At 60.5% G+C, this 24,697-nt stretch carries 21 protein-coding genes; 19 read left to right on the forward strand and 2 right to left on the reverse strand.

The features are described 5' to 3' along the window. Positions 1-3 precede the first annotated feature (3 nt). Positions 4-1,632, reverse strand: coding sequence for a class I adenylate-forming enzyme family protein (locus tag AC6H1L_RS09215; RefSeq protein WP_497601199.1), 1,629 nt, complete (start codon positions 1,630-1,632; stop codon positions 4-6). A 269-nt stretch (positions 1,633-1,901) separates the two neighbouring features. Between AC6H1L_RS09215 and AC6H1L_RS09220 the strand changes: the two genes are divergently transcribed. The 19 genes from AC6H1L_RS09220 to AC6H1L_RS09310 all read left to right on the forward strand — a co-directional run bounded on the left by AC6H1L_RS09220 (position 1,902) and on the right by AC6H1L_RS09310 (position 23,066). Continuing rightward, positions 1,902-3,203: a hypothetical protein gene (locus AC6H1L_RS09220; protein ID WP_497601200.1), complete on the forward strand. Its 1,302-nt coding sequence runs from the start codon at positions 1,902-1,904 to the stop codon at positions 3,201-3,203. 285 nt (positions 3,204-3,488) lie between these two features. Then, positions 3,489-4,169 carry an Rv0361 family membrane protein gene (locus tag AC6H1L_RS09225; protein ID WP_497601201.1) on the forward strand — a complete coding sequence of 227 codons (681 nt, stop codon included), beginning with the start codon at positions 3,489-3,491 and terminating at the stop codon, positions 4,167-4,169. A gap of 73 nt (positions 4,170-4,242) precedes the next feature. Continuing rightward, positions 4,243-6,294, forward strand: coding sequence for a TIR domain-containing protein (locus AC6H1L_RS09230; protein WP_497601202.1), 2,052 nt, complete (start codon positions 4,243-4,245; stop codon positions 6,292-6,294). Positions 6,295-6,904: 610 nt separating this feature from the next. Next, the gene (locus AC6H1L_RS09235) at positions 6,905-7,846 is read left to right on the forward strand and encodes a class I SAM-dependent methyltransferase (protein WP_497601203.1); all 942 of its coding nucleotides are present in this window, start codon (positions 6,905-6,907) and stop codon (positions 7,844-7,846) included. A gap of 72 nt (positions 7,847-7,918) precedes the next feature. Beyond that, positions 7,919-8,854: a class I SAM-dependent methyltransferase gene (locus AC6H1L_RS09240; RefSeq protein WP_497601204.1), complete on the forward strand. Its 936-nt coding sequence runs from the start codon at positions 7,919-7,921 to the stop codon at positions 8,852-8,854. A gap of 72 nt (positions 8,855-8,926) precedes the next feature. After that, positions 8,927-9,865, forward strand: a complete 939-nt coding sequence (locus AC6H1L_RS09245; protein WP_497601205.1) for a class I SAM-dependent methyltransferase — start codon at positions 8,927-8,929, stop codon at positions 9,863-9,865. 72 nt (positions 9,866-9,937) lie between these two features. Continuing rightward, entirely contained in the window at positions 9,938-10,879 is a 942-nt protein-coding gene (locus tag AC6H1L_RS09250; RefSeq protein WP_497601206.1) for a class I SAM-dependent methyltransferase, read from the forward strand. Positions 10,880-10,952: 73 nt separating this feature from the next. After that, positions 10,953-11,888, forward strand: a complete 936-nt coding sequence (locus AC6H1L_RS09255) for a class I SAM-dependent methyltransferase (protein ID WP_497601207.1) — start codon at positions 10,953-10,955, stop codon at positions 11,886-11,888. Positions 11,889-11,965: 77 nt separating this feature from the next. Beyond that, the gene (locus AC6H1L_RS09260) at positions 11,966-12,907 is read left to right on the forward strand and encodes a class I SAM-dependent methyltransferase (protein ID WP_497601208.1); all 942 of its coding nucleotides are present in this window, start codon (positions 11,966-11,968) and stop codon (positions 12,905-12,907) included. 72 nt (positions 12,908-12,979) lie between these two features. Next, positions 12,980-13,918 (forward strand): class I SAM-dependent methyltransferase, encoded by a 939-nt coding sequence (locus AC6H1L_RS09265; RefSeq protein ID WP_497601209.1) that lies wholly within the window; start codon positions 12,980-12,982, stop codon positions 13,916-13,918. 82 nt (positions 13,919-14,000) lie between these two features. Beyond that, positions 14,001-14,939: a class I SAM-dependent methyltransferase gene (locus AC6H1L_RS09270; RefSeq protein WP_497601210.1), complete on the forward strand. Its 939-nt coding sequence runs from the start codon at positions 14,001-14,003 to the stop codon at positions 14,937-14,939. Between the two features lie 139 nt (positions 14,940-15,078). Further along, complete coding sequence (locus AC6H1L_RS09275; RefSeq protein WP_497601211.1) at positions 15,079-16,017, forward strand: class I SAM-dependent methyltransferase; 939 nt, start codon at positions 15,079-15,081, stop codon at positions 16,015-16,017. Positions 16,018-16,082: 65 nt separating this feature from the next. Continuing rightward, on the forward strand, positions 16,083-17,021 hold the full coding sequence (locus AC6H1L_RS09280) for a class I SAM-dependent methyltransferase (protein ID WP_497601212.1): 939 nt from the start codon (positions 16,083-16,085) through the stop codon (positions 17,019-17,021). 65 nt (positions 17,022-17,086) lie between these two features. Beyond that, positions 17,087-18,025 (forward strand): class I SAM-dependent methyltransferase, encoded by a 939-nt coding sequence (locus AC6H1L_RS09285; RefSeq protein WP_497601213.1) that lies wholly within the window; start codon positions 17,087-17,089, stop codon positions 18,023-18,025. Between the two features lie 65 nt (positions 18,026-18,090). Continuing rightward, on the forward strand, positions 18,091-19,029 hold the full coding sequence (locus AC6H1L_RS09290; RefSeq protein ID WP_497601214.1) for a class I SAM-dependent methyltransferase: 939 nt from the start codon (positions 18,091-18,093) through the stop codon (positions 19,027-19,029). Between the two features lie 48 nt (positions 19,030-19,077). After that, positions 19,078-20,013, forward strand: coding sequence for a class I SAM-dependent methyltransferase (locus AC6H1L_RS09295; RefSeq protein WP_497601215.1), 936 nt, complete (start codon positions 19,078-19,080; stop codon positions 20,011-20,013). 72 nt (positions 20,014-20,085) lie between these two features. Continuing rightward, positions 20,086-21,021, forward strand: coding sequence for a class I SAM-dependent methyltransferase (locus tag AC6H1L_RS09300; protein ID WP_497601216.1), 936 nt, complete (start codon positions 20,086-20,088; stop codon positions 21,019-21,021). A gap of 108 nt (positions 21,022-21,129) precedes the next feature. Then, entirely contained in the window at positions 21,130-22,068 is a 939-nt protein-coding gene (locus AC6H1L_RS09305) for a class I SAM-dependent methyltransferase (RefSeq protein ID WP_497601217.1), read from the forward strand. A 68-nt stretch (positions 22,069-22,136) separates the two neighbouring features. Then, complete coding sequence (locus AC6H1L_RS09310) at positions 22,137-23,066, forward strand: class I SAM-dependent methyltransferase (RefSeq protein ID WP_497601218.1); 930 nt, start codon at positions 22,137-22,139, stop codon at positions 23,064-23,066. Between the two features lie 113 nt (positions 23,067-23,179). On the opposite strand, the gene AC6H1L_RS09315 is transcribed toward AC6H1L_RS09310, so the two are convergent. Then, positions 23,180-24,676 carry a TolB family protein gene (locus tag AC6H1L_RS09315; protein ID WP_497601219.1) on the reverse strand — a complete coding sequence of 499 codons (1,497 nt, stop codon included), beginning with the start codon at positions 24,674-24,676 and terminating at the stop codon, positions 23,180-23,182. Positions 24,677-24,697: the final 21 nt, after the last annotated feature.

A 24,697-nucleotide genomic window follows, 5' to 3' on the forward strand; every position in this document is an offset into this window, starting at 1 on the left:
GGGCTAGGTGAGCGGCCCTTCAGTGTTGGCAAGGCGGCGCGCGCGTTCACGCTCTTTGAGCTGGCGGCGCAGGATCTTGCCAGAGGGCACGCGTGGAATAGCCTCGATGAACTCCACGAAATGCAGCTTTTTGTAACCTGCGAGCTTGCTGTTGACAAAGGCCATCAGTTCCTCTGGCGTGGCTGTGTGGCCGGAACGCAGGACTACAAAAGCCTTGGGGACCTCGCCGGCTTCTGGGTCCTCGACGCCAATGACGGCAGCGTCGAGAACGGCGGGATGCTCCAGCAGTACGGCTTCAATCTCGGCGGGGGCAATACTGAAGGCTTTGTACTTGATCATCTCCTTCTTGCGATCAACAATGTAGAGGTAGCCGTCAGCATCGATGTGTCCGATATCGCCGGTGTAAAGCCAGCCGTTGCGTAGCACACGTGCCGTCTCAGCCGGGTCTTTCCAGTACCCCAGCATGACCTGGGGACCGCGCACTACGATTTCGCCGTCTTCTCCAACCGGTAGCTCGTGCTCGCCAGTCTCGATGTCGACGATTTTCTGCTCGGTATCGTAGACGGGCAGACCACCGCTGGCGGGACGGATGCGCGCGGGATCAAGCGGGGAAAAATGCGTATCGGGAGAGGTTTCGGTCAGGCCATAGGCCTGGATGACGTTGATGCCGGTGCGCTCTCGCAACCTGATGGCCAGCTCGGGCGCCAGGGGGGCAGCGGCAGACATCAGGTATTTGACAGTTCTCAGCTTGGCGAGCTGTTCGTCGCTGGCGTTGAGGAGTGTTTGAACGATCGGCGGAACGGCGAAGAACCAGGTGACAGCCTGCTGCTCGCAGAGGGTCAGCGCTGTGTTGAGGTCGAAGCGTTCCATCAGGATCTGCCGGCCGCCAGCGATGAGGAAGGTGCCGGTCAGGAGGACACCGTAGATGTGGTAGAGCGGCAGGAAGATCAGGGTTGCATCGGCAGGTGAAAGGTTGGCCGCGGTCACAACCTGCAGATGGTTGCAGACCAGATTGCGGTGTGAGAGCATGACACCTCGCGGCAGGCCCGTGGTACCTGATGAGTAGGGCAGGGCCAGCAGGTCATTGGGGTCAATGGGAGCAGGCTCGGGACGCCGCGGTGAGGCTTCTCGCAGCAGCCGGGCAAAGGGAATGGCTTGGGGCAGCGCTTCTGGCGCCTGGGCTCCGGTGACAATGATGTGGCGAAGGGCCGGAAAGCTGTGCCCCTCCAGGGCGCTTCTCAGTGTGGGCACTAGCTCACGCTGGACGAGAATGGCGCGCGCTTCGCTGTTTTCAAGCTGATAGGTGATTTCTCGCTCCTTGTAGGAGGGATTCATGGGGCTGATGACAGCTCCGATCGAAGAGGCCGCCAGGAATGTGATGGTGTATTCAGGGCGGTTAAAGGTGAAGAGGCAGATGATGTCACCTTTGCCCAGGCCAAGAGCACGTAGTCCGTTAGCCAGGCTGTTGGTCATGGCGATGATTTCGCGATAGGTCAGGCTGAGGTTGTGGTAGATGATGGCTGGCCGTTCGGGTTGCCGCTCTGCTACAGCCCGGACCAGGGCGTCATAGGGGACCTCGGGATAGCCCAACGGTGGGCGAAAGAGTTCGGGAGCACTCTGCTTGTCGACCATGCCTGAAGTCCTTTCTTCGAAGGCCAAAGGAACGTCGCTCCATGTCTATGAGCATAACTTGCCCGTCGGTCCTGGTCAAGAGACTGGTTCGTTCTCTCAGCCACCCCTCGCCCGGCTAGCGCCCATCCGGCTGCGCTCGTTTATCTTCTCCTCTGAGAGCTGCTCACGCTTTGCCTCTACAGATCTTCTCTATCCTTCTTGACGATATGAATTGAATACATGTAATTCTCTATTATCTTTAGAATAAAAATAGTGAGGAGCGTGGTGGTATGGTTGATGTAAAGCAAGCAATTCCAAACAATTTAATCGATCAGACTTTTTCGGCGCTTCGGCATACTGGCAGCGTTTTAGTCGATGCGAGAGGAGACAGGCAGAAGCCTTGGCGGCTGATCGGACTGGCAGCCATTGGAGTGGGGTATCTGCTGCTGGCCTTGATCCATTGGCACGTGAAACCTCCTCACGGCGGTCTGCATTTTGTTCTGCTTGCCGAGGGATGGCTACAGGGCCATCTCTACGTGGCTGGTTCTCCAGGTCCCTATCAGGACTATACCTTCTACCGCGGGCATTGGTATGTCGCTTTCCCTCCTCTCCCAGCCGTGCTTTTACTTCCACTTGTTGCGCTTTTTCATGAGCATCACGCACCATTGTATAACTATGCTTTCTCCATTTTTCTAAGCCTAATCAATATTATCCTGCTATTCTGGGTTTTGAAGCACTTTGCACGCTACAGGAGCCAGATTTCGAGGCCGGCCAGTCTGTTGCTTCTGCTCTTCTTCTTTGCCCTGGGATCAGAATATCTCTACGTCAGCCTGCAAGGCAGCGTCTGGTTCATGGCCCATGTCGTGGCGACGACTTTTATCCTGCTCTATGTTGGCGAATGTCTGGGGCGGCGACGAGCGCTGTTGAGCGGGTTTTGGCTAGGCCTGGCTTTTCTGGCCCGTGCAACGGCTCTTTTGCTTTGTCCTCTCTTTCTGCTCCTGGAACTGCTGGAACGAGGTCGAGAACGCCCCGCCAGGACGCTGCTGGCACGCTGGCTAGCATTTGCGCTGCCTCCCCTGCTTTGTGTTTTGGGTATGCTCATTTACAATAAGCTACGCTTCGATTCGTTTCTAGACTTCGGCTACACAAATATGAGCGTTAATGCAGCTTTAGCTAGAGACCTCCATACTTATGGACAGTTCAGCCTTCACTACCTCGGCAGAAATCTACATTATATGCTGTTCGAGCCATTTCATCTGCAATTAAAATTTCCTTTTGTTACCTTCAATCCCAAAGGAACAGGTATCTTCTTTACAATGCCATTTCTTCTCCTTAGTTTCTGTGCTTTCTGCGAGCGCGGTAATCGGCCGCTAGCGCTGGCGCTCCTGCTACCCTGTCTTTTGACGCTGGTTCCACTCTTGCTCTACTTCAATACTGGCTGGTGGCAGTTTGGCTGGCGCTTCTGTCTGGATTTTTTGCCCTGCGCCCTGTTGCTAGCCGCGCTCGGATTACATCGTAGAACGCAGCCATTAGCTTATACCAGCGTCATTGCCTCAGCAGTCCTGAACGTCATTGGCGCTTTCTCGCTGTAAGTGAGGCGGGAAGAGAAGCAGTCAGCCGCCAAGAAGGCTCGGCGGAGCTGGACTTGAACTAGCCTCCCCGCGAGGAGCAGGCTGTCTGGTCGGCTCGGTCAGACAGTCCAGACACCGGAGAGCGAATTTTCGCCTGCCGCTGCGTTCTTTTTAGTTAGATTAGAGAGGCTAGCTTAAGGACCCCAGAGAATCCAGTACATCGCTCATTAGGATTTGGGGGAGGGAAGGAGCAGAGAGCTGGCCTCAGCACCCCAGGCGATGCTATTCTCAGGAGCTTGAACAGCAATGAGCTATGATCCGCACCAGCCCTATAGCAGCTATGGGCCCGAGCGCAGAGATGAAGAGACGCCACCTCCACCGCCTCCGCCAGGAGGTTATGAGCCGACGCAGTACGCCGGCCCTACCCAGTACGGTTCACCCTATGGTACGCCTCCGCCACCACCATCAGCCTATGGGAGAGCCCCGGCGGTACCCGGCCCTGGTCAGTACGGGGTGTCGTATGGGCAGCCACTCCAACCCCCGCCATCTCCGCGCCGCTCCTTACGCTGGCTCTGGATCACCCTGGCGATTGTCGCCAGCGTAATGGTGCTTGCTTGTGGCGGCTGTGCTCTGCTAGGTTTCGTTGCCTTTCTTACGTCCAACCCAGATTCGACCGTGAATAGCTATTACTCAGCTATTCAACAGCAAGATTACAACCGGGCCTACTCCTATCTGGCAATCGATACGCTGACTGTCCAGGGAGAGGACATGGGCGCGAGCGAGAGCGGCTTTGCGTTGGTTGCCGCAGCCGTCGACCGACAGGCCGGCACCGTGACCAGCTATTCAATTACCAGCAGCAGTACAAACGGGGATGAGGCTACGGTAACTGTGCATGTTACCCGTTCGAGCGGCATTGCGTACGACGTTCATCTGCAGTTGACAAAGATCAGCGACGAGTGGAAAATTACGCAGCTCGATAATATATAATCCTGGTGAACCATAGTTACAGGCGTCTGGATGAGGACCGGCAGTCAGGGGAAGCAAGAGGGAGCCGCTTTCTATGGATGGAAGTCCTTTTCAGAATCCGGAGGAGAAGCTCACGCTCTCTGCGCTGTATGCTCCCGCCGACCATCGCTACTTTTCTCGACTGGAGCGCCACTTATCAGCGCTTCAGTCATTGGTCAAGCTCAGGTCGCCCGAGGACTTCAGATTTCTCCCGCCGTCGCTGGGATCATGGTCATGGTTAAGCAGTCATATTGAGGACGCTGATGTGCTTGTGCTCCTGGTCAGCCCGGATCTGTTGGCCTCACAAGCCTATGAGGCTGCTATCCCGCGAGCCATAGAGCGCGCACGGCAGGGTGAGATGCGGCTAATCCCCATTCTGGTCCGCTCAACGGCACTTGAGGAAACCCCGCTCGCTGCTCTACAAATGCTCCCACGCGCTGGGCGGCCACTGAGCCAGCAAATGGATAGGGATGAGAGCTTCCATGAGATCGTACGCGAGATCCATCGGGTCTGTGAGGAACTGGGGAGGCAGCGCCGCGCCCCCCAGTCATCACCCAATGAGAGCAGGCCACGGCGGCTGACAGAGTCGAGTTCGTCCCGCATAAATTACCGCCTGGATGAGGTTTTCAAGCGCGCTGGTCTGCCTACCGTGACCTTTGTACCGCCGCCCAATTTTGAGCGCCTGAAGCTGGCTCTTATTGAGCCAGGGCGCGGGGTAGTTATCGAGGGACCGTCGGGTATTGGCAAGACCACGGCAGTACGCGAGGCCATCAATGAGCTTGGCGAGTGGGAGCTGGGAAGCGAACAGCAGCAGGCCATCAAGCTCTTGAGTGCCCGCGCTCCCGCTGATCGCGAGCAGCTACGTACCCTGCCAGAGTGGCACCACGGTGTCGTGATCATCGATGACTTTCATCGTCTGGAACCCAGCCTGCGTCAGGAGCTGATCGATTACTTGAAGCTGTTGGCAGATACCCAGCCTGAAGATCGCAAGCTGGTGATCATCGGTATCCCCGGCACCGGGCAGAGCTTTATCAGCGCTATCGCTTTCGATACGGCCACACGCTTCGATCATTTTAAGATGGGCCGCGTCAGCGATAGGGAGATATTGCAGCTGATTGAACAGGGGGAGCAGGCGCTCAATGTAACTTTCGAGAGCAAGGATGATATCATTCGCTTAGTTGATGGTAGCTTTGTTTTAGCGCAATTTATCTGTTACCTCCTATGTTCTTACAGTAAGGTTATTCAGACACAGCCATTCCCCGTGGCTATTCGAAGCCGACTCACTGAGGCTATTCAAGATATGATGGGGACGCTGGAAATGAAGTTTGGTCAGGCCATCAGGCATTTCGCTGCTGCGGGCGGGCCTTACGATCAGACCAGCCTCTACCTGCTTGAAGAGCTGAGCCAGAACCGTGAGGGAGTGCTCTGGCTGTCGCTCCTGCGGCAGGAGGAGCCAGGTCGCGCCGAGGATCTGAAGCGCTTTCTTAATCTGAGTTGGCCTCAGCTGAGGACTTCTCACCCCGAGGTACAAGATCATCTCTTCTGCGATCCGTCAGTAGGCGTGCTGTTGGCGGAGGACCCAACTCTTATTTTCTATCTTCGCCATTGTCGTTTTGATCTGCTGGCTCGCGAGGTCGGTAAGCGCCCCGTGCCCAGCCGGCAGCGGGTCTTTATCTGCTATACCCGCGAAGACAGGGAGTGGCTTGAGCGCCTGCGCACCCACCTGGCCCCTATCGAACGCCAGGGAACGTTTGATGTCTGGGACGACACGCTGATCAGTGCTGGCAGCCGTTGGGAGGAGAAATTGGAGGATGCCATCGCGCGCGCGGGCGTGGCCGTTGTCCTGGTCAGTGCCAAGCTTCTGGCATCTGATTTCATTATGACCAGGCAGTTGCCGAAGCTTTTGGATCGCGCCCGCCTTGCCGGTACTCTCATTATTCCTATTGTCGTCAGCCCTTGCCTCTTTGAGGAAAGTGAGCTGCATGGCTTTGAGCCTGCTAATGACCCCCGCAAGCCACTGGCGCTTCTGTCTAAGCCTGCGCAGCAGTTGGCCCTTACAGACATCGCGCGCCGCATTACAGCCGCTGTGACTGCTCAATCAGAGTAAGATGAGTATGTGCTACAGCGACGGTGCTGAGGTGGAGGCCCTTTCTTCCTTCTTTCCCCGTTTTCCATTGCCGTCTTTTCGTCGCCTGGCTGTTTCGCTTGAGATGGCCAGCTCTCTGGTTTTTCGCCTCAGGCGACCGTGCATTAAAAATCCATTAAAATAGAGCGAGGCCATCATCTTCTTTATATTCAAGTTGACAGATGACGTTCATCTTTTCTAAACTCTAAGAGGAGCAGTAGCCTCGACCGAGGCCCTATGGGATTGGACAGAGCAAGGCACTATCTAGCTCTGGCTCTGCTGGGAGTGCAGGCCGTTTCTATGGGGAGGCTATGGCCTCTGGTGCTAGAATAGCGCATTCTCATATATCACTTAAGCCAGGCATCAAGCTATATGCGGGCTTAGGGACAGCATCCCCGCGGATGGCAGAGCCTGGCTTCTCTGTGTTTCCTGGCGCGACTCGTGAGTACGCCCACAACCGAGGAAAGAGCGCAGTAGATCAAGGGAGTACGCTGAGAACGTTTTGCCCTTACTATGAGACATGGCGCCTGCTGCTCTTACAGGATCGATAGATAGCAGAGAGAAGTGGTTAGAGAGAAAGGAGTCCACTTTCATGCCCTGGTGGTTCTTCCGACGCCGTTCCCAAGCCCCTTCTGCCGGAGCGGCGCGTGTTCCTCAGTCCGGCTTAGCCAGCGAGCAGCCGGGTGAGGTTTCTCAGTCCGGCTTGCAGAGTTCACGCCGTTATTTGCAGGAGCAGCCCTATCTCCTTCCCAAGGATCTGGGCGAGATCAATCGCCTCGATTTCCAGCATTACGCCTTGCGCGCCGCCCTGCGCGGCAACTATCTGGCCCCCATCGAACAGCCACGCCGCATCCTCGACGTCGGCTGCGGCACCGGCCAGTGGGCCTTCGAACTCGCCCGCCAGTTCCCCCACGCCGAAGTCATCGGCCTCGACCTCGAACAGGTCAAGGCCTCCACTCCTCCTCCTAACTACCGCTTCGTCCAGGGGGACGTTCTCAAGGGCCTCCCTTTCGAGAACAACTCCTTCGACTTCGTCCATCAGCGCTTGCTGTTCCTGGCCATTCCCCTGGCCGCCTGGCCCGGCGTCGTCCAGGAACTCGCCCGCGTCACCTCCCCCGGCGGCTGGGTCGAACTCCTTGAGACGGGCACCGCTTTGCAGGATTATCTGCCTTCTGGCCCCGCTACCCAAGAGCTGACCAGGCTCACTGCCCAGCTCGCCGCTCTGCGCGGTCTCGATACCGAGGGTGCCGTTATGCGTTCCTTAGCTCACTACCTGGAAGAGGCCGGCCTCGTCAATATTTACTACCAGCCCTTCGCTGTTCCCTTGGGGGAATGGGGCGGACGCCTCGGCTCTCTGATGGCACTAAATGTACGCGAAGCCTCCAAGGCTGTTAGTGCGCCCATTGCCGCCCGCTTTGGCAGGTCCGAGCAGGAGGTCCTTGCCCTCATCGAGCAAGCCAATCGCGAATGGAACGAGTTCCAGACTTCTTGCCACTTCGCTGTCGCCTATGGGCAGAAGCCCTTGCCCCGCTGACGCTGCTTGCTCTCAGCACCCAGCTCAGCTGCTCGGGACAGCTCAGTCATGACCAGAAAGGAGATCTTGTCTATGCCCTGGTGGCTCTTCCGTCGCCGTGCTCGCACCACCTCTGGTGCTCCGGCTCCTGCCCAGCCCTCTTCTAGCGGCTGGCGCCCGGGCGAGGTCGCCCTGCCCCGCCTGCACGGCTCTCGCCGCTATCTGCAAGAACAGCCCTATCTCCTCCCCAAGGATCTCGGCGAGGTCAACCGCCTCGACTTCCAACATTACGCCTTGCGCGCCGCCCTGCGCGGCAACTATCTGGCCCCCATCGGGCAGCCGCGCCGCATCCTCGACGTCGGCTGTGGTACCGGCCAGTGGGCCTTCGAACTCGCCCGCCAGTTCCCCCACGCCGAAGTCATCGGCCTCGACCTCGAACAGGTCAAGGCCTCCACTCCTCCCCCCAACTACCGCTTCGTCCAGGGGGACGTTCTCAAGGGCCTCCCTTTCGAGAACAACTCCTTCGACTTCGTCCATCAGCGCTTGCTGTTCCTGGCCATTCCCCTGGCCGCCTGGCCCGGCGTCGTCCAGGAACTCGCTCGCGTCACCTCCCCCGGCGGCTGGGTCGAACTCGTCGAAACAGGGACCGCCCTGGAGGATTGGCTCCCCTGTGGCCCAGCCACCCAGGAATTCTGGAGGCTTGCGGCCCAGTTGGCTGCCCTTAGAGGAATAGATACTGACAAGGTCTTACACTCCTTAGCTCGCTATCTAGAGGAAGCCGGTCTCGTCAAGATATGCTACCAGCCTTTCGATATTCCTCTGGGTGAGTGGGGTGGGCGCATCGGCTCCCTGATGGCCCTGGACCTACGCGAAGCCTGTAAGGCTATCAGCGCGCCTATTGCCGCTCGCTTCGGCCGCTCTGAACAAGACCTGCTCAAGCTAATCGACCAGGCTTCTCAAGAGTGGAATGAGTTCCGAACAAAATGGCGTTTTGCCGTCGCCTATGGCCAAAAACCTTTGCCCCGCTGACGCTGCTTGCTCTCAGCACCCAGCTCAGCTGCTCGGGACAGCTCAACCATGACCAGAAAGGAGGTCTTGTCTATGCCCTGGTGGCTCTTCCGTCGCCGTGCTCGCACCACCTCTGGTGCTCCGGCTCCTGCCCAGCCCTCTTCTAGCGGCTGGCGCCCGGGCGAGGTCGCCCTGCCACGCCTGCACGGCTCTCGCCGCTATCTGCAGGAACAGCCCTACCTGCTCCCCAAGGATCTGGGCGAGATCAATCGCCTCGATTTCCAGCATTACGCCTTGCGCGCCGCCCTGCGCGGCAACTATCTGGCCCCCATCGAGCAGCCGCGCCGCATCCTCGACGTCGGCTGCGGCACCGGCCAGTGGGCCTTCGAACTCGCCCACCAGTTCCCCCATGCCGAAGTCATCGGTCTCGACCTCGAACAGGTCAAGGCCTCCACTCCTCCCCCCAACTACCGCTTCGTCCAGGGGGACGTTCTCAAGGGCCTCCCTTTCGAGAACAACTCCTTCGACTTCGTCCATCAGCGCTTGCTGTTCCTGGCCATTCCCCTGGCCGCCTGGCCCGGCGTCGTCCAGGAACTCGCTCGCGTCACCTCCCCCGGCGGCTGGGTCGAACTCCTTGAAGCCGGCACCGCTCTGCAGGACGTTCTGCCTTCTGGCCCCGCTACTCAAGAATTCTACAGGCTGGGAGCCCAGCTCGCCGCTCTGCGCGGCCTCGATACCGAGGGTGCCGTTATGCGTTCCTTAGCCCGCTACCTGGAAGAGGCCGGCCTCGTCAACGTCCACTACCAGCCCCTCGATGTTCCCCTGGGCGAATGGGGCGGACGCCTCGGCTCTCTATTCGCTCTTGACTGCCGCGAGGGTTGGAAGGCCATGAGCGCGCCCATTGCCGCCCGCTTTGGCAGGTCCGAGCAGGAGGTCCTTGCCCTCATCGAGCAAGCCAGCCGCGAATGGAACGAGTTCCATACCGAATTGCATTTGGCTGTCGCCTATGGCCAAAAACCTTTGCCCCGCTGACGCTGCTTGCTCTCAGCACCCAGCTCAGCTGCTCGGGACAGCTCAACCATGACCAGAAAGGAGGTCTTGTCTATGCCCTGGTGGCTCTTCCGCCGCCGTGCTCGCAGCACCTCTGGTGCTCCGGCTCCTGCCCAGCCCTCTTCTTCCAGCGGCTGGCGTCTGGGCGAGGTCGCCCTGCCCCGCCTGCACGGCTCTCGCCGCTATCTGCAGGAACAGCCCTATCTCCTCCCCAAGGATCTCGGCGAGGCCAACCGCCTCGACTTCCAACATTACGCCTTGCGCGCCGCTCTGCGCGGCAACTATCTGGCCCCCATCGAGCAGCCGCGCCGCATCCTCGACGTCGGCTGCGGCACCGGCCAGTGGGCCTTCGAACTCGCCCGCCAGTTCCCCCACGCCGAAGTCATCGGCCTCGACCTCGAACAGGTCAAGGCTACGCAGCCTCCCCCCAACTACCGCTTCGTCCAGGGGGACGTTCTCAAAGGCCTCCCCTTCGACAACAACTCCTTCGACTTCGTCCATCAACGTCTCCTCGTGCTAGCTATTCCCCTGGCCGCCTGGCCGGGCGCCGTCCAGGAACTCGCCCGCGTCACCTCCCCCGGCGGCTGGATCGAACTCGTCGAGGTGAGCATTCACACCAGCAACATCATCCCGGCCGGGCCTGCCAATGAGCACTTTGTCTCCCTCGCCTGTCAGCTAGCGGCTCTACGCGGCTTGGATAGCGAAGGCATCGTCATGCGCTCCCTCGATCGCTACCTGGAACAGGCTGGCCTCGTCAACGTCCAACGCCATCCCATCAAGGTCCCCCTGGGTGAATGGGGCGGACACATCGGCGCCCTTCTCGCCCTGGACTTCCGCGAGGCTTGGAAAGCGATCAGCGGGCCTCTGGCGGCTCGTTTCCAGATCCCGGAGTCCGAAATTCTTCAGCTCATTGACCGGGCCTGCCAGGAATGGGATGAGCTCCACTCGTGCTGCTATTTCACGGTGGCTTACGGCCAAAAACCCTTGCCCCGCTGACACTTGCTTGCTCTCAGCACCCAGCTCAGCTGCTCGGGACAGCTCAACCATGACCAGAAAGGAGGTCTTGTCTATGCCCTGGTGGCTCTTCCGCCGCCGTGCTCGCAGCACCTCTGGTGCTCCGGCTCCTGCCCAGCCCTCTTCTTCCAGCGGCTGGCGCCCGGGCGAGGTCGCCCTGCCCCGCCTGCACGGCTCTCGCCGCTATCTGCAGGAACAGCCCTATCTCCTCCCCAAGGATCTCGGCGAGGTCAACCGCCTCGACTTCCAACATTACGCCTTGCGCGCCGCCCTGCGCGGCAACTATCTGGCCCCCATCGAACAGCCGCGCCGCATCCTCGACGTCGGCTGCGGCACCGGCCAGTGGGCCTTCGAACTCGCCCGCCAGTTCCCCCACGCCGAAGTCATCGGCCTCGACCTCGAACAGGTCAAGGCCTCCACTCCTCCTCCGAATTATCGTTTCATCCAGGGAGACGTTCTCAAGGGCCTCCCCTTCGACAACAACTCCTTCGACTTCGTCCACCAACGTTTCCTTGTTCTAGCTATCCCCCAACCTGCTTGGCCGGGCGTTGTCCAGGAGCTGGTCCGCGTCACCTCCCCCGGCGGCTGGGTCGAACTCGTCGAAGCTGGTACCGCTCGGCAGGATTTCCTCCCTTCTGGGCCCGCCACTCAAGAATTCTACTCCTTCTCAGCCCAGCTCGCCGCCCTGCGGGGACTTGATGTTGAGGGACTTGTGATGCGCTCCCTAGGCCGTTATCTGGAAGAGGCCGGCCTGATCAATGTCCACTATCAGCCCTTTGATGTTCCCCTGGGCGAATGGGGCGGACGCATCGGCTCCCTGATGGCCCTGGACCTGCGCGAAGCCTGGAAATCTGTGAGTGCTCCTGTCGCCGCCCGTTTCGGCCGCTCTGAGCAGGCAATTCTACAACTCATTGAGCAAGCCTTTCAAGAGTGGAACCAATTCCAGACACAGTTTCACTTCGCTGTCGCCTACGGTCAGAAGCCTGTCTAGAGCTGAAGCCCAGGCAGGCTCTTAGCGTTCAGCCGATCAGTAGCAGCTCCGTCATGACCAGAAAGGAGATCTTGTCTATGCCCTGGTGGCTCTTCCGTCGCCGTGCTCGCACCACCTCCCCCACGGCGACCCCGGCCCAGCCTTCTTCTTCCAGCGGCTGGCGTCTGGGCGAGGTCGCCCTGCCACGCCTGCACGGCTCTCGCCGCTATCTGCAAGAACAGCCCTATCTCCTCCCCAAGGATCTCGGCGAGGTCAACCGCCTCGACTTCCAACATTATGTCTTGCGCGCCGCTCTGCGCGGCAACTATCTGGCCCCCATCGAACAGCCACGCCGCATCCTCGACGTCGGCTGTGGTACCGGCCAGTGGGCCTTCGAACTCGCCCACCAGTTCCCCCACGCCGAGGTCATCGGCCTCGACCTCGAACAGGTCAAGGCCTCCACTCCTCCCCCTAACTACCGCTTCGTCCAGGGAGATCTCTTGCAGGGCCTCCCCTTCGACAACAACTCCTTCGACTTCGTCCACCAACGCCTCCTCGTGCTAGCTATTCCCCTGGCCGCCTGGCCCGGCGTCGTCCAGGAACTCGCCCGCGTTACCTCCCCCGGCGGCTGGGTCGAACTCCTTGAGACGGGCACCGCTCTGCAGGATTATCTGCCTTCTGGCCCCGCTACTCAAGAATTCTACAGGCTGGGAGCCCAGCTCGCCGCTCTGCGCGGCCTCGATACCGAGGGTGCCGTTATGCGTTCCTTAGCCCACTACCTGGAAGAGGCCGGCCTCGTCAACGTCCATTACCAGTCTCTCGCTATTCCTTTGGGCGAATGGGGCGGACGCCTCGGCTCTCTGATGGCTCTGGATGTGCGCGAGGTTTGGAAGGCCATCAGTGCGCCCATTGCCGCCCGCTTTGGCAAGTCCGAGCAGGAGGTCCTTGCCCTCATCGAGCAAGCCAATCGCGAATGGAACGAGTTCCAGACTTCTTGCCACTTCGCTGTCGCCTATGGGCAGAAGCCCTTGCCCCGCTGACGCTGCTTGCTCTCAGCACCCAGCTCAGCTGCTCGGGATAGCTCAGTCATGACCAGAAAGGAGATCTTGTCTATGCCCTGGTGGCTCTTCCGTCGACGCACTCGCAGCACCTCTGGTGCTCCCGCTCCTGCCCAGTCCTCTTCTAGCGGCTGGCGTCTGGGCGAGGTCGTCCTGCCCCGCCTGCACGGCTCCCGCCGCTATCTACAGGAACAGCCCTATCTCCTCCCCAAGGATCTCGGCGAGGTCAACCGCCTCGACTTCCAACATTATGTCTTGCGCGCTATCCTCCGTGGCAACTACCTGGCCCCCATCGAGCAGCCGCGCCGCATCCTCGACGTCGGCTGCGGCACCGGCCAGTGGGCCTTCGAACTCGCCCACCAGTTCCCCCACGCCGAAGTCATCGGTCTCGACCTCGAACAGGTCAAGGCTACGAACGCGCCTCCCAATTTCCGTTTCGTCCAGGGGGACATCCTGCAGGGCCTCCCCTTCGAGAACAACTCCTTCGACTTCGTCCATCAGCGCTTCCTATGGCTAGCCATTCCCCTGGCCGCCTGGCCGGGCGCCGTCCAGGAACTCGCCCGCGTCACCTCCCCCGGCGGCTGGATCGAACTCGTGGAGTTCGGCACAAGCACCGCAGATTTTACTCCCAGTGGTCCTGCTACACAGCGATATCTGGCGCTCGCAGGGCAATTGGCAGCCTTACGCGGTCTCGATGCAGAGGGAGTGATCACGCGTTCTCTTGGTCGCTATTTAGAGAGTGCAGGCCTGCTTGATGTGCACTACCAGATCTTTGAGGTACCGCTAGGGCAGTGGGGAGGTCGTATCGGCTCCTTACTAGCCCTCGACTTCCGCGAAAGTTCCAAGGGTCTTAGCCAGGTTATAGCTGCAAATTTTCACATGCCTCAACAGGAGGTAATTGACTTGATCAAGGCGGCAGCCGATGAATTTAATGAGTATCGTACTTGCTACCGGCTAGCTGTTGCTTATGGAAGGAAGCCAGCAAGCATCTAAGCTCAACTTTTACAGAGCTAAGTCGGCGCCGTTTTCGTCTATCCTACACATACTAAGCCAGAACGGCAAGGAGGTCTTGTCTATGCCCTGGTGGCTCTTCCGTCGACGCACTCGCAGCACCTCTCCCACGGCGACCCCGGCCCAGCCCTCTTCCAGCGGCTGGCGCCCGGGCGAGGTCGTCCTGCCACGCCTGCACGGCTCTCGCCGCTATCTGCAGGAACAGCCCTACCTGCTCCCCAAGGATCTGGGCGAGATCAACCGCCTCGACTTCCAACATTATGTCTTGCGCGCCGCTCTGCGCGGCAACTATCTGGCCCCCATCGAGCAGCCGCGCCGCATCCTCGACGTCGGCTGCGGCACCGGCCAGTGGGCCTTCGAACTCGCTCACCAGTTCCCCCACGCCGAAGTCATCGGCCTCGACCTCGAACAGGTCAAGGCCTCCACTCCTCCCCCCAACTACCGCTTCGTCCAGGGAGATCTCTTGCAGGGCCTCCCCTTCGACAACAACTCCTTCGACTTCGTCCATCAGCGCTTGCTGTTCCTGGCCATTCCCCTGGCCGCCTGGCCCGGCGTCGTCCAGGAACTCGCCCGCGTCACCTCCCCCGGCGGCTGGATCGAACTCGTCGAGGCCAGTATCGCACCAAAAGATCTCACTCCTTCAGGGCCTGTCACTCAGCAACTCTTTTCTCTAGGAGGGCAATTAGCCGCTTTACGCGGCATTGATAGCGAGGGCATTGTTGCTCGCTCGCTCGATCGCTATCTTTTAGGGGCCGGCCTTGTCAACATCGAGCGCCACCGGATCGAAGTGGCTGTCGGAGAGTGGGGCGGACGTATAGGCTCCTTAATGGCTCTGAACTTCCGCGAAGGTGCAAAAGCACTCAGCGCCCCTATCGCAGCTCGCTTCGGCAAGTCTGAGCAGGAGGTCAATGATCAGATCGAGGTCATGCTGCAGGAATTTAACACCTACCGGACAAATTACAGCTATATCGTCGCTTATGGACAGAAACCCTTTATGCGATAGGCCAGGCCGAGAAGTGCTGGCTTTTACAAGCATCTTCCCACTATTTTTGCAATTTTAGAAAAAATAGGAAAAAGGAACATTTTTCGTCATATACATTATGCAGCAAAGGTCATTCGTATCTACAGAGGAGGTTTTGCATATGCCCTGGTGGCTCTTCCGCCGACGTGCTCGCACCACCTCTCCCACGGCGACCCCGGCCCAGTCCTCTTCTAGCGGCTGGCGTCTGGGCGAGGTCGCCCTGCCCCGCCTGCACGGCTCTCGCCGCTACCTGCAGGAACAGCCCTACCTGCTCCCCAAGGATCTCGGCGAGGTCAACCGCCTCGACTTCCAACATTATGTCTTGCGCGCCGCTCTGCGCGGCAACTATCTGGCCCCCATCGAACAGCCGCGCCGCATCCTCGACGTCGGCTGTGGTACCGGCCAGTGGGCCTTCGAACTCGCCCACCAGTTCCCCCACGCCGAGGTCATCGGCCTCGACCTCGAACAGGTCAAGGCCTCCACTCCTCCCCCCAACTACCGCTTCGTCCAGGGAGATCTCTTGCAGGGCCTCCCCTTCGACAGCAACTCCTTCGACTTCGTCCATCAGCGCTTGCTGGTAGCCGCTATTCCTCAGCCTGCTTGGCCGGGCGCCGTTCAGGAACTCGCCCGCGTCACCTCCCCCGGCGGCTGGATCGAACTCGTTGAAACAGGGACCGCCCTGGAGGATTGGCTCCCCTCCGGCCCCGCTACTCAAGAACTCTACAGGCTGGGAGCCCAGCTCGCCGCTCTGCGCGGCCTCGATACCGAAGGTACCGTTATGCGTTCCTTAGCCCGCTACCTGGAAGAGGCCGGCCTCGTCAACGTCCACTACCAGTCTCTCGCTATTCCTTTGGGCGAATGGGGCGGACGCCTCGGCTCTCTGATGGCTCTGGATGTGCGCGAGGCTTGGAAGGCTGTCAGTGCGCCCATTGCCGCCCGCTTTGGCAGGTCCGAGCAGGAGGTCCTTGCCCTCATCGAGCAAGCCAATCGCGAATGGAACGAGTTCCAGACTTCCTGGCACTTCGCTGTCGCCTATGGGCAGAAGCCCTTGCCCCGCTGACGCTGCTTACTCCCAGCTCAGCTGCTCGGGACAGCTCAACCATGACCAGAAAGGAGGTCTTGTCTATGCCCTGGTGGCTCTTCCGTCGACGCACTCGCACCACCTCTGGTGCTCCCGCTCCTGCCCAGTCCTCTTCTAGCGGCTGGCGTCTGGGCGAGGTCGCCCTGCCCCGCCTGCACGGCTCTCGCCGCTATCTGCAGGAACAGCCCTATCTCCTCCCCAAGGATCTCGGCGAGGTCAACCGCCTCGACTTCCAACATTATGTCTTGCGCGCTATCCTCCGTGGCAACTACCTGGCCCCCATCGAACAGCCGCGCCGCATCCTCGACGTCGGCTGCGGCACCGGCCAGTGGGCCTTCGAACTCGCCCACCAGTTCCCCCACGCCGAAGTCATCGGCCTCGACCTCGAACAGGTCAAGGCCTCCACTCCTCCCCCTAACTACCGCTTCGTCCAGGGAGATCTCTTGCAGGGCCTCCCCTTCGACAACAACTCCTTCGACTTCGTCCATCAGCGCTTGCTGGTAGCCGCTATTCCTCAGCCTGCTTGGCCGGGCGCCGTTCAGGAACTCGCCCGCGTCACCTCCCCCGGCGGCTGGATCGAACTCGTCGAAACAGGGACCGCCCTGGAGGATTGGCTCCCCTCCGGCCCTGCTACTCAAGAGATCTACACCCTCTCGGCCCAACTCGGTGCCTTGCGAGGTCTTGACGCCGAAGGCCTTGTTATGCGCTCTCTAGGCCGTTATCTGGAAGAGGCCGGCCTGATCAATGTCCACTATCAGCCCTTCGCTGTCCCTCTGGGCGAATGGGGCGGACGCCTCGGCTCCCTGATGGCACTGAATGTCTACGAAGGGTGGAAAGCTATTAGTGCTCCCATTGCCGCCCGCTTCGGGCGCTCTGAGTCAGCCGTCCTACAGCTCATTGAGCAAGCCTTTCAGGAATGGAACCAGTTCTGCACACAACTTCACTTCGCTGTCGCCTATGGGCAGAAGCCCTTGCCCCGCTGACGCTGCTTGCTCTCAGCTCAGCTGCTCGGGACAGCTCCGTCATGACCAGAAAGGAGGTCTTGTCTATGCCCTGGTGGCTCTTCCGTCGACGCACTCGCACCACCTCTGGTGCTCCCGCTCCTGCCCAGCCCTCTTCTAGCGGCTGGCGTCTGGGCGAGGTCGCCCTGCCACGCCTGCACGGCTCTCGCCGCTATCTGCAGGAACAGCCCTATCTCCTCCCCAAGGATCTCGGCGAGGTCAACCGCCTCGACTTCCAACATTATGTCTTGCGCGCCATCCTCCGTGGCAACTACCTGGCCCCCATCGAGCAGCCGCGCCGCATCCTCGACGTCGGCTGCGGCACCGGCCAGTGGGCCTTCGAACTCGCCCACCAGTTCCCCCACGCCGAGGTCATCGGCCTCGACCTCGAACAGGTCAAGGCCTCCACTCCTCCCCCTAACTACCGCTTCGTCCAGGGAGATCTCTTGCAGGGCCTCCCCTTCGACAACAACTCCTTTGACTTCGTCCATCAGCGTTTCCTCGTGCTAGCCATCCCCCTGGCCGCCTGGCCCGGCGTCGTCCAGGAACTCGCCCGCGTCACCTCCCCCGGCGGCTGGATCGAACTCGTTGAGCTAAGCATGCATATCAGCAACCTTATTCCCGCCGGACCGACTAACCAGCAACTAGCCTCGCTCACGGGCCAGCTCATCGCTCTACGCGGCCTGGATAGCGAAGGCATCGCCATACGCTCCCTCGATCGCTATCTGGAGCAGGCTGGCCTCGTCAACGTCCAACGCCATTCCATCGAGGCCCCCCTGGGTGAATGGGGCGGACGCATCGGCGCCCTTCTCGCTCTCGACTTCCGTGAGGGCTGGAAAGCGATCAGCGCGCCTCTGGCGGCTCGCTTCCAGATCCCGGAGTCCGAAATTCTTCAGCTCATTGACCGGGCCTGTCAGGAATGGAATGAGCTTCACTCCCGCTGCTACTTCACGGTGGCTTACGGCCAAAAACCCTTGCCCCGCTGACGCTGCTTACTCCCAGCTCAGCTGCTCGGGACAGCTCCGTCATGACCAGAAAGGAGGTCTTGTCTATGCCCTGGTGGCTCTTCCGCCGACGTGCTCGCACCACCTCTGGTGCATCGGCTCCTGCCCAGCCCTCTTCTAGCGGCTGGCACCTGGGCGAGGTCGCCCTGCCCCACCTGCACGGCTCTCGCCGCTATCTGCAGGAACAGCCCTACCTGCTCCCCAAGGATCTCGGCGAGGTCAACCGCCTCGACTTCCAACATTATGTCTTGCGCGCCGCCCTGCGCGGCAACTATCTGGCCCCCATCGGACAGCCGCGCCGCATCCTCGACGTCGGCTGCGGCACCGGCCAGTGGGCCTTCGAACTCGCTCACCAGTTCCCCCACGCCGAAGTCATCGGCCTCGACCTCGAACAGGTCAAGGCCTCCACTCCTCCCCCCAACTACCGCTTCGTCCAGGGAGATCTCTTGCAGGGCCTCCCCTTCGACAACAACTCCTTCGACTTCGTCCATCAGCGCTTGCTATTCCTGGCCATTCCCCTGGCCGCCTGGCCCGGCGTCGTCCAGGAACTCGCCCGCGTCACCTCCCCCGGCGGCTGGATCGAACTCGTCGAAGGTAGCATGGGGCTGCAGGACTATAGCCCTACCGGCCCAGCAACTCAGGAACTTCTCAGCTTAGCCGGTCAGCTAGCGGCTCTGCGCGGCGTCGATAGCGAGGGCGTTGTAATGCACTCCCTTGACCGCTTCTTAGCGGAAGCAGGCCTGATCCGCGTCCAACGTCATACGCTCGAAGTCCCCTTGGGTGAATGGGGCGGACGCATCGGCGCCCTTCTCGCCCTGGACATTCGGGAGGCAGCTCAGGCAATGAGTTCTCCTCTCGCCCATCGGTTTGGTAAATCTGAACAGGAAATACTCTCACTCATTGAACAAATGCAACTTGAGTTTAACAGATTTCAGACACGCTACCGCTTTGCTGTAGCATATGGTCAGAAGCCAAGCAGAGGTTAAGCGTCCATTGTGCAACTCTTAACTTGATCTGCAAAGGAGGCAGAACTGATGCCCTGGTGGCCCTTCCGTCGACGTGCTCCTCGCAGCACCTCTGGTGCTCCGGCTCCTGCCCAGCCCTCCAGCGGCTGGCAGCTCGGCAAGGTTGCCCTGCCCCGCCTGCACGGCTCTCGCCGCTATCTGCAGGAGCAGCCCTACCTGCTCCCCAAGGATCTCGGCGAGGTCAACCGCCTCGACTTCCAGCATTATGTCTTGCGCTCTGTGCTGCGCGGCAACTACCTGGCCCCCATCGGGCAGCCGCGCCGCATCCTCGACGTCGGCTGCGGCACCGGCCAGTGGGCCTTCGAACTCGCCCACCAGTTCCCCCACGCCGAAGTCATCGGCCTCGACCTCGAACAGGTCAAAGCTACGACCCCTCCCCCCAACTATCGTTTTGTCCAAGCTGACTTGCTACAAGGCCTCCCCTTCGACAACAACTCCTTCGACTTCGTCCATCAGCGCTTGCTGTTCCTGGCCATTCCCCTGGCCGCCTGGCCCGGCGCCGTCCAGGAACTCGCCCGCGTCACCTCCCCCGGCGGCTGGATCGAGCTCGTCGAAACAGGGACCGCCCTGGAGGATTGGCTCCCCTGTGGCCCAGCCACCCAGGAATTCTTGAGGCTTGCGGCCCAGTTGGCTGCCCTTAGAGGAATAGATACTGACAAGGTCTTACACTCCTTAGCTCGCTATCTAGAGGAAGCTGGTCTCGTCAAGATATGCTACCAGCCCTTCGCTGTCCCTCTGGGCGAATGGGGCGGACGCCTCGGCGCCCTTCTCGCCCTGGACTGCCGCGAGGGTTGGAAGGCCATCAGCGCTCCCATTGCCGCCCGCTTTGGCAAGTCCGAGCAGGAGGTCCTTGCCCTCATCGAGCAAGCCAGCCGCGAATGGAATGAGTTCCGCACCGAATGGCATTTCGCCGTCGCCTATGGCCAGAAGCCCTTGGCCCGCTGACGTTACCTGCTCCCAGCGCTCAGCTCAGCTGCTCGGGACAGCTCAACCATGACCAGAAAGGAGGTCTTGTCTATGCCCTGGTGGCTCTTCCGCCGCCGTGCTCGCAACACCGCTCGCACCGCTGCTCCTGCCCAGCCCTCCAGCGGCTGGCACCTGGGCGAGGTCGCCCTGCCACGCCTGCACGGCTCTCGCCGCTATCTGCAGGAGCAGCCCTACGCGCTTCCCAAGGACCTGGGCGAGGTCAACCGCCTCGACTTCCAGCATTACGTCCTGCGCGCCATCCTGCGCGGCAACTACCTGGCCCCCATCGAACAGCCGCGCCGCATCCTCGACGTCGGCTGCGGCACCGGCCAGTGGGCCTTCGAACTCGCCCACCAGTTCCCCCACGCCGAAGTCATCGGCCTCGACCTCGAACAGGTCAAGGCTACGAACGCGCCTCCCAATTTCCGTTTCGTCCAGGGGGACATCCTGCAGGGCCTCCCCTTCGACAACGACTCCTTCGACTTCGTCCATCAGCGCCTGCTCGTGCTCGCCATCCCCCTGGCCGCCTGGCCGGGCGCCGTCCAGGAACTCGCCCGCGTTACCTCCCCCGGCGGCTGGGTCGAACTCGTCGAGTCGAGTACCGGCATGGAGGATTTCCTGCCCTCCGGACCTGCTACACAAGAGCTGTGGCGCCTTGGAGGGCAGCTTGTCGCTCTACGCGGTCTCGACAGCAATGGGCTTGTGATGCGCTCCTTGGGGAACTATTTAGAGCAAGCAGGTCTTAGCAACATTCGCTATCAACTGATTGAGGCACCTTTAGGCGCATGGGGAGGGCGCGTCGGTTCTCTGTTGGCTCTCGATCTGCGTGAAATTGGCAAGGCCATGAGTGCGCCTATCGCTGCTCGCTTTGGGATTCCAGAGAAGCAAATTTTCGAGCTTATCCAGCAAGCCGAGCAGGAGTGGAACCAGTACAAAACTCACTTTCGTTTTGCCGTAGCCTACGGCCAGAAACCTACCCGAAAGTGAACCTTGCCTTGGAACGGCATACAGCTCCCTGACCATCTGTATGCCTGCATTCACAGCTAGAGAATAGCATACTAGCATACAAGATTCGCTCACAAGGAGGTCTTGTCTATGCCCTGGTGGCCCTTCCGCCGACGCACTCGCACCACCTCTGGTGCTCCCGCTCCTGCCCAGTCCTCTTCTAGCGGCTGGCACCTGGGCGAGGTCGCCCTGCCACGCCTGCACGGCCCTCGCCGCTACCTGCAGGAACAGCCCTACCTGCTCCCCAAGGATCTCGGCGAGGTCAACCGCCTCGACTTCCAACATTACGCCTTGCGCGCCGCCCTGCGCGGCAACTATCTGGCCCCCATCGAACAGCCGCGCCGCATCCTCGACGTCGGCTGCGGCACCGGCCAGTGGGCCTTCGAACTCGCCCGCCAGTTCCCCCACGCCGAAGTCATCGGCCTCGACCTCGAACAGGTCAAGGCCTCCATTCCTCCCCCTAACTACCGCTTCGTCCAGGGAGATCTCTTGCAGGGCCTCCCCTTCGACAACAACTCCTTCGATTTCGTCCATCAGCGTCTCCTGGTGGGCGCCATTCCCCTGGCCGCCTGGCCCGGCGTCGTCCAGGAACTCGCCCGCGTCACCTCCCCCGGCGGCTGGATCGAACTCGTCGAGGTCGGCACTGCTCTGCAAGACTATCTGCCTTCTGGCCCCGCTACCCAAGAGATCAACAGGCTGGGAGCCCAGCTCGCCGCTCTGCGCGGCCTCGATACCGAAAGCGTTGTCCTGCGTTCCCTAGGCCGCTATCTGGAAGAGGCCGGCCTGACCAATATCCACTATCAGCCCTTCGCTGTCCCTCTGGGCGAATGGGGCGGACGCCTCGGCTCCCTGATGGCCCTGGACCTGCGCGAGGCCTGCAAGGCCATAAGCGCTCCCATTGCCGCCCGCTTCGGCAAGTCCGAGCAGGAGGTCCTTGCCCTCATCGAGCAAGCCAGCCGCGAATGGAACGAGTTCCAGACCTCCTGGCACTTCGCCGTTGCTTATGGACAGAAACCTTTACCTCGCTGACGCTGCCTGCTCCCAGCGTTCAGCCGATCAGTAGCAGCTCCGTCATGACCAGAAAGGAGGTCTTGTCTATGCCCTGGTGGCCCTTCCGTCGACGCACTCGCAGCACCTCTGGTGCTCCGGCTCCTGCCCAGCCCTCTTCCAGCGGCTGGCACCTGGGCGAGGTCGCCCTGCCACGCCTGCACGGCTCTCGCCGCTATCTGCAGGAACAGCCCTATCTCCTCCCCAAGGATCTCGGCGAGGTCAACCGCCTCGACTTCCAACATTATGTCTTGCGCGCCATCCTCCGTGGCAACTACCTGGCCCCTATTGAGCAGCCGCGCCGCATCCTCGACGTCGGCTGCGGCACCGGCCAGTGGGCCTTCGAACTCGCCCGCCAGTTCCCCCACGCCGAAGTCATCGGCCTCGACCTCGAACAGGTCAAGGCAACGCAGCCTCCTCCGAATTATCGTTTCATCCAGGGAGACGTTCTCAAGGGCCTCCCCTTCGAGAACAACTCCTTCGACTTCGTCCATCAGCGCCTGCTAGTAGGCGCCATCCCTCTGGCCGCCTGGCCCGGCGTCGTCCAGGAACTCGCCCGCGTCACCTCCCCCGGCGGCTGGATCGAACTCGTTGAGCTAAGCACCCATATTAGCAACCTTATCCCCTCCGGACCGGCTAATCAGCAGCTAGCCTCGCTCACGGGCCAGCTCGCCGCTCTACGCGGTCTGGATAGCGAAGGCATCGTCATGCGCTCCCTCGATCGCTATCTGGAACAGGCCGGCCTCGTCAACGTCCAACGCCATCCTATCAAGGTCCCCCTGGGTGAATGGGGCGGACGCATCGGCGCCCTTCTCGCCCTGGACTTCCGCGAGGTTTGGAAAGCGATCAGCGCGCCTCTGGCGGCTCGCTTCCAGATCCCGGAGTCCGAAATTCTTCAGCTCATTGACCGGGCCTGCCAGGAATGGGATGAGCTCCACTCGTGCTGCTATTTCACGGTGGCTTACGGCCAGAAGCCTTGAGCGACCGGACATGTAGAGGAGAGGACCAGCTCCGCTGGAGCTGGTCCTCTCCTGGTTTGCTTTATGGATCGACTCAAGCAGCGTGAGACCAGAATCCGATGCAAACGCCCCTCTTAGAGCGCTGTCCAGCCCACAACTTCAACCTTGCCAGCGCTGGTCTTCGTCACGATCACAGGCGCCTCTCCACTGAAGCGACCATAGAGGATCGTCGTTTCCTCAGTCGGATTAGAGCAGTTCCCAAGCAGCTTGTAGGCAGTCATGGCATAGAGATGGCCGTCACGGGAGACCAGCGACCAGAGCGTAGGGACATCCTGGTCCAGGCTATAGCTGTTTCCAGGCTCCAGATTCGCCAGGACATGCGGCTGGCCATGACCATCCGCACCCAGCGTGGCAAGCTGAAAAGTGTCTTGAAAGTTCTCACCACACTGAAAGGACGAGAGCCCGCTACGGATGAGCATCAGTAATGCGTTCTTCGCAGTGGCCCGTATGCTCTCTACGCAGCTCTCTGGATTTTGCGCGGGGGCTAGTTGATGGTAGATGGTTGTCTGGGGCCCGCCCCTGGTTGGCTCGCTGATGATGGTGGTGACAAAAGGCCCAGTCATTTCACAGGTGGAGTCAAAAAGATGTGAACTATCAGGACTTATATCTACTGATACATCACTGAAACGCACATTCTCTGACAGAATACTCTTCCAGATTGGCTGGATCGGATTTGTGCTTTTGTCAACGTTAAGCAGGTAGAGATCCATTGGCGGAGGCGGTGAGCCGCAGATGGCCCGGCCTTCGGTGACGATATAGACCTGGTTGCTGTCAAGCCAGGTAAAAGGAATGGCAATGGAGCAGTATTGCGAATAGAGCAGGAGCTGCCGTAAGCCTCCAGTCTTGATGTCGAAGAGCGTCATCAGGCTCGTTTGGCCCTGTAGATCGGCAGACAGCAGCACGCGGCGTTCGTCAGGTGACCAGACAAAGCGGAGCGGGGGATAGCCGTAGCTAAGAATGCCTCGCCCCTCGAAGGCGCTGAGGGTAGGTCCTTTTGGTGTATAGGGTAGCTTAGGGAAGCAGTAGAGGGTCTGTAGCCCCTGCCCATCTACGCGCACCATCTGCAACATCGCCACATGATCGCGATCACTGTGAGGATCGGGTAAGCTGAGGAACATCACCCATTGCCCATCAGCAGAGATCTGGGCCTCTATGATGCTCAGGCCGCTGGTGGCGATGGTGATCCGACGGCCGGTGGCGACGTCATAGCGCACAAGATGGCCGTGGGCAGACGAGGTCTGAGGCTGCCCCTCGTTATAGATGTAGACAAGGTTCTGATGGCTCCCCAGAGCCAGCGGGCGCATAATAGCCGGGCGCGTGCCAAAGGGGTTGCCAGGCGAGACGCTGGGGCAAGAGGTCTGAGTGACTGGCATGGGCACGCTCCGCCGCGGGGTAGGCGTGGGGGAAGCCAGATGCTGCCCTCGTGACGTGGGAGTAGCTGTCGCCTGGCGGAAGCCTGGGCCGCCGCTATAGATGTTTATAGAGGGATTGCAGGCCGTCAGTATCAGACAGAGGAAGACCAGGAGTCCAATGAGTGACCTGGTTATTATGCTCCGTGCGATGATGCTCATGATTTCACCTCTGCAGTGGAC

This window comes from Thermogemmatispora argillosa, from assembly GCF_059696725.1.

Bases quoted from the DNA above. Each gene is read 5' to 3' on its own strand.
- AC6H1L_RS09240 (WP_497601204.1), top strand. From the start codon at position 7,919: ATGCCCTGGTGGCTCTTCCGTCGCCGTGCTCGCACCACCTCTGGTGCT.
- AC6H1L_RS09295 (WP_497601215.1), top strand. From the start codon at position 19,078: ATGCCCTGGTGGCCCTTCCGTCGACGTGCTCCTCGCAGCACCTCTGGT.
- AC6H1L_RS09300 (WP_497601216.1), top strand. From the start codon at position 20,086: ATGCCCTGGTGGCTCTTCCGCCGCCGTGCTCGCAACACCGCTCGCACC.
- AC6H1L_RS09310 (WP_497601218.1), top strand. From the start codon at position 22,137: ATGCCCTGGTGGCCCTTCCGTCGACGCACTCGCAGCACCTCTGGTGCT.
- AC6H1L_RS09245 (WP_497601205.1), top strand. From the start codon at position 8,927: ATGCCCTGGTGGCTCTTCCGTCGCCGTGCTCGCACCACCTCTGGTGCT.
- AC6H1L_RS09260 (WP_497601208.1), top strand. From the start codon at position 11,966: ATGCCCTGGTGGCTCTTCCGTCGCCGTGCTCGCACCACCTCCCCCACG.
- AC6H1L_RS09265 (WP_497601209.1), top strand. From the start codon at position 12,980: ATGCCCTGGTGGCTCTTCCGTCGACGCACTCGCAGCACCTCTGGTGCT.
- AC6H1L_RS09275 (WP_497601211.1), top strand. From the start codon at position 15,079: ATGCCCTGGTGGCTCTTCCGCCGACGTGCTCGCACCACCTCTCCCACG.
- AC6H1L_RS09220 (WP_497601200.1), top strand. From the start codon at position 1,902: ATGGTTGATGTAAAGCAAGCAATTCCAAACAATTTAATCGATCAGACT.
- AC6H1L_RS09225 (WP_497601201.1), top strand. From the start codon at position 3,489: ATGAGCTATGATCCGCACCAGCCCTATAGCAGCTATGGGCCCGAGCGC.
- AC6H1L_RS09230 (WP_497601202.1), top strand. From the start codon at position 4,243: ATGGATGGAAGTCCTTTTCAGAATCCGGAGGAGAAGCTCACGCTCTCT.
- AC6H1L_RS09270 (WP_497601210.1), top strand. From the start codon at position 14,001: ATGCCCTGGTGGCTCTTCCGTCGACGCACTCGCAGCACCTCTCCCACG.
- AC6H1L_RS09250 (WP_497601206.1), top strand. From the start codon at position 9,938: ATGCCCTGGTGGCTCTTCCGCCGCCGTGCTCGCAGCACCTCTGGTGCT.
- AC6H1L_RS09280 (WP_497601212.1), top strand. From the start codon at position 16,083: ATGCCCTGGTGGCTCTTCCGTCGACGCACTCGCACCACCTCTGGTGCT.
- AC6H1L_RS09235 (WP_497601203.1), top strand. From the start codon at position 6,905: ATGCCCTGGTGGTTCTTCCGACGCCGTTCCCAAGCCCCTTCTGCCGGA.
- AC6H1L_RS09215 (WP_497601199.1), bottom strand. From the start codon at position 1,632: ATGGTCGACAAGCAGAGTGCTCCCGAACTCTTTCGCCCACCGTTGGGC.
- AC6H1L_RS09290 (WP_497601214.1), top strand. From the start codon at position 18,091: ATGCCCTGGTGGCTCTTCCGCCGACGTGCTCGCACCACCTCTGGTGCA.
- AC6H1L_RS09285 (WP_497601213.1), top strand. From the start codon at position 17,087: ATGCCCTGGTGGCTCTTCCGTCGACGCACTCGCACCACCTCTGGTGCT.
- AC6H1L_RS09305 (WP_497601217.1), top strand. From the start codon at position 21,130: ATGCCCTGGTGGCCCTTCCGCCGACGCACTCGCACCACCTCTGGTGCT.
- AC6H1L_RS09315 (WP_497601219.1), bottom strand. From the start codon at position 24,676: ATGAGCATCATCGCACGGAGCATAATAACCAGGTCACTCATTGGACTC.
- AC6H1L_RS09255 (WP_497601207.1), top strand. From the start codon at position 10,953: ATGCCCTGGTGGCTCTTCCGCCGCCGTGCTCGCAGCACCTCTGGTGCT.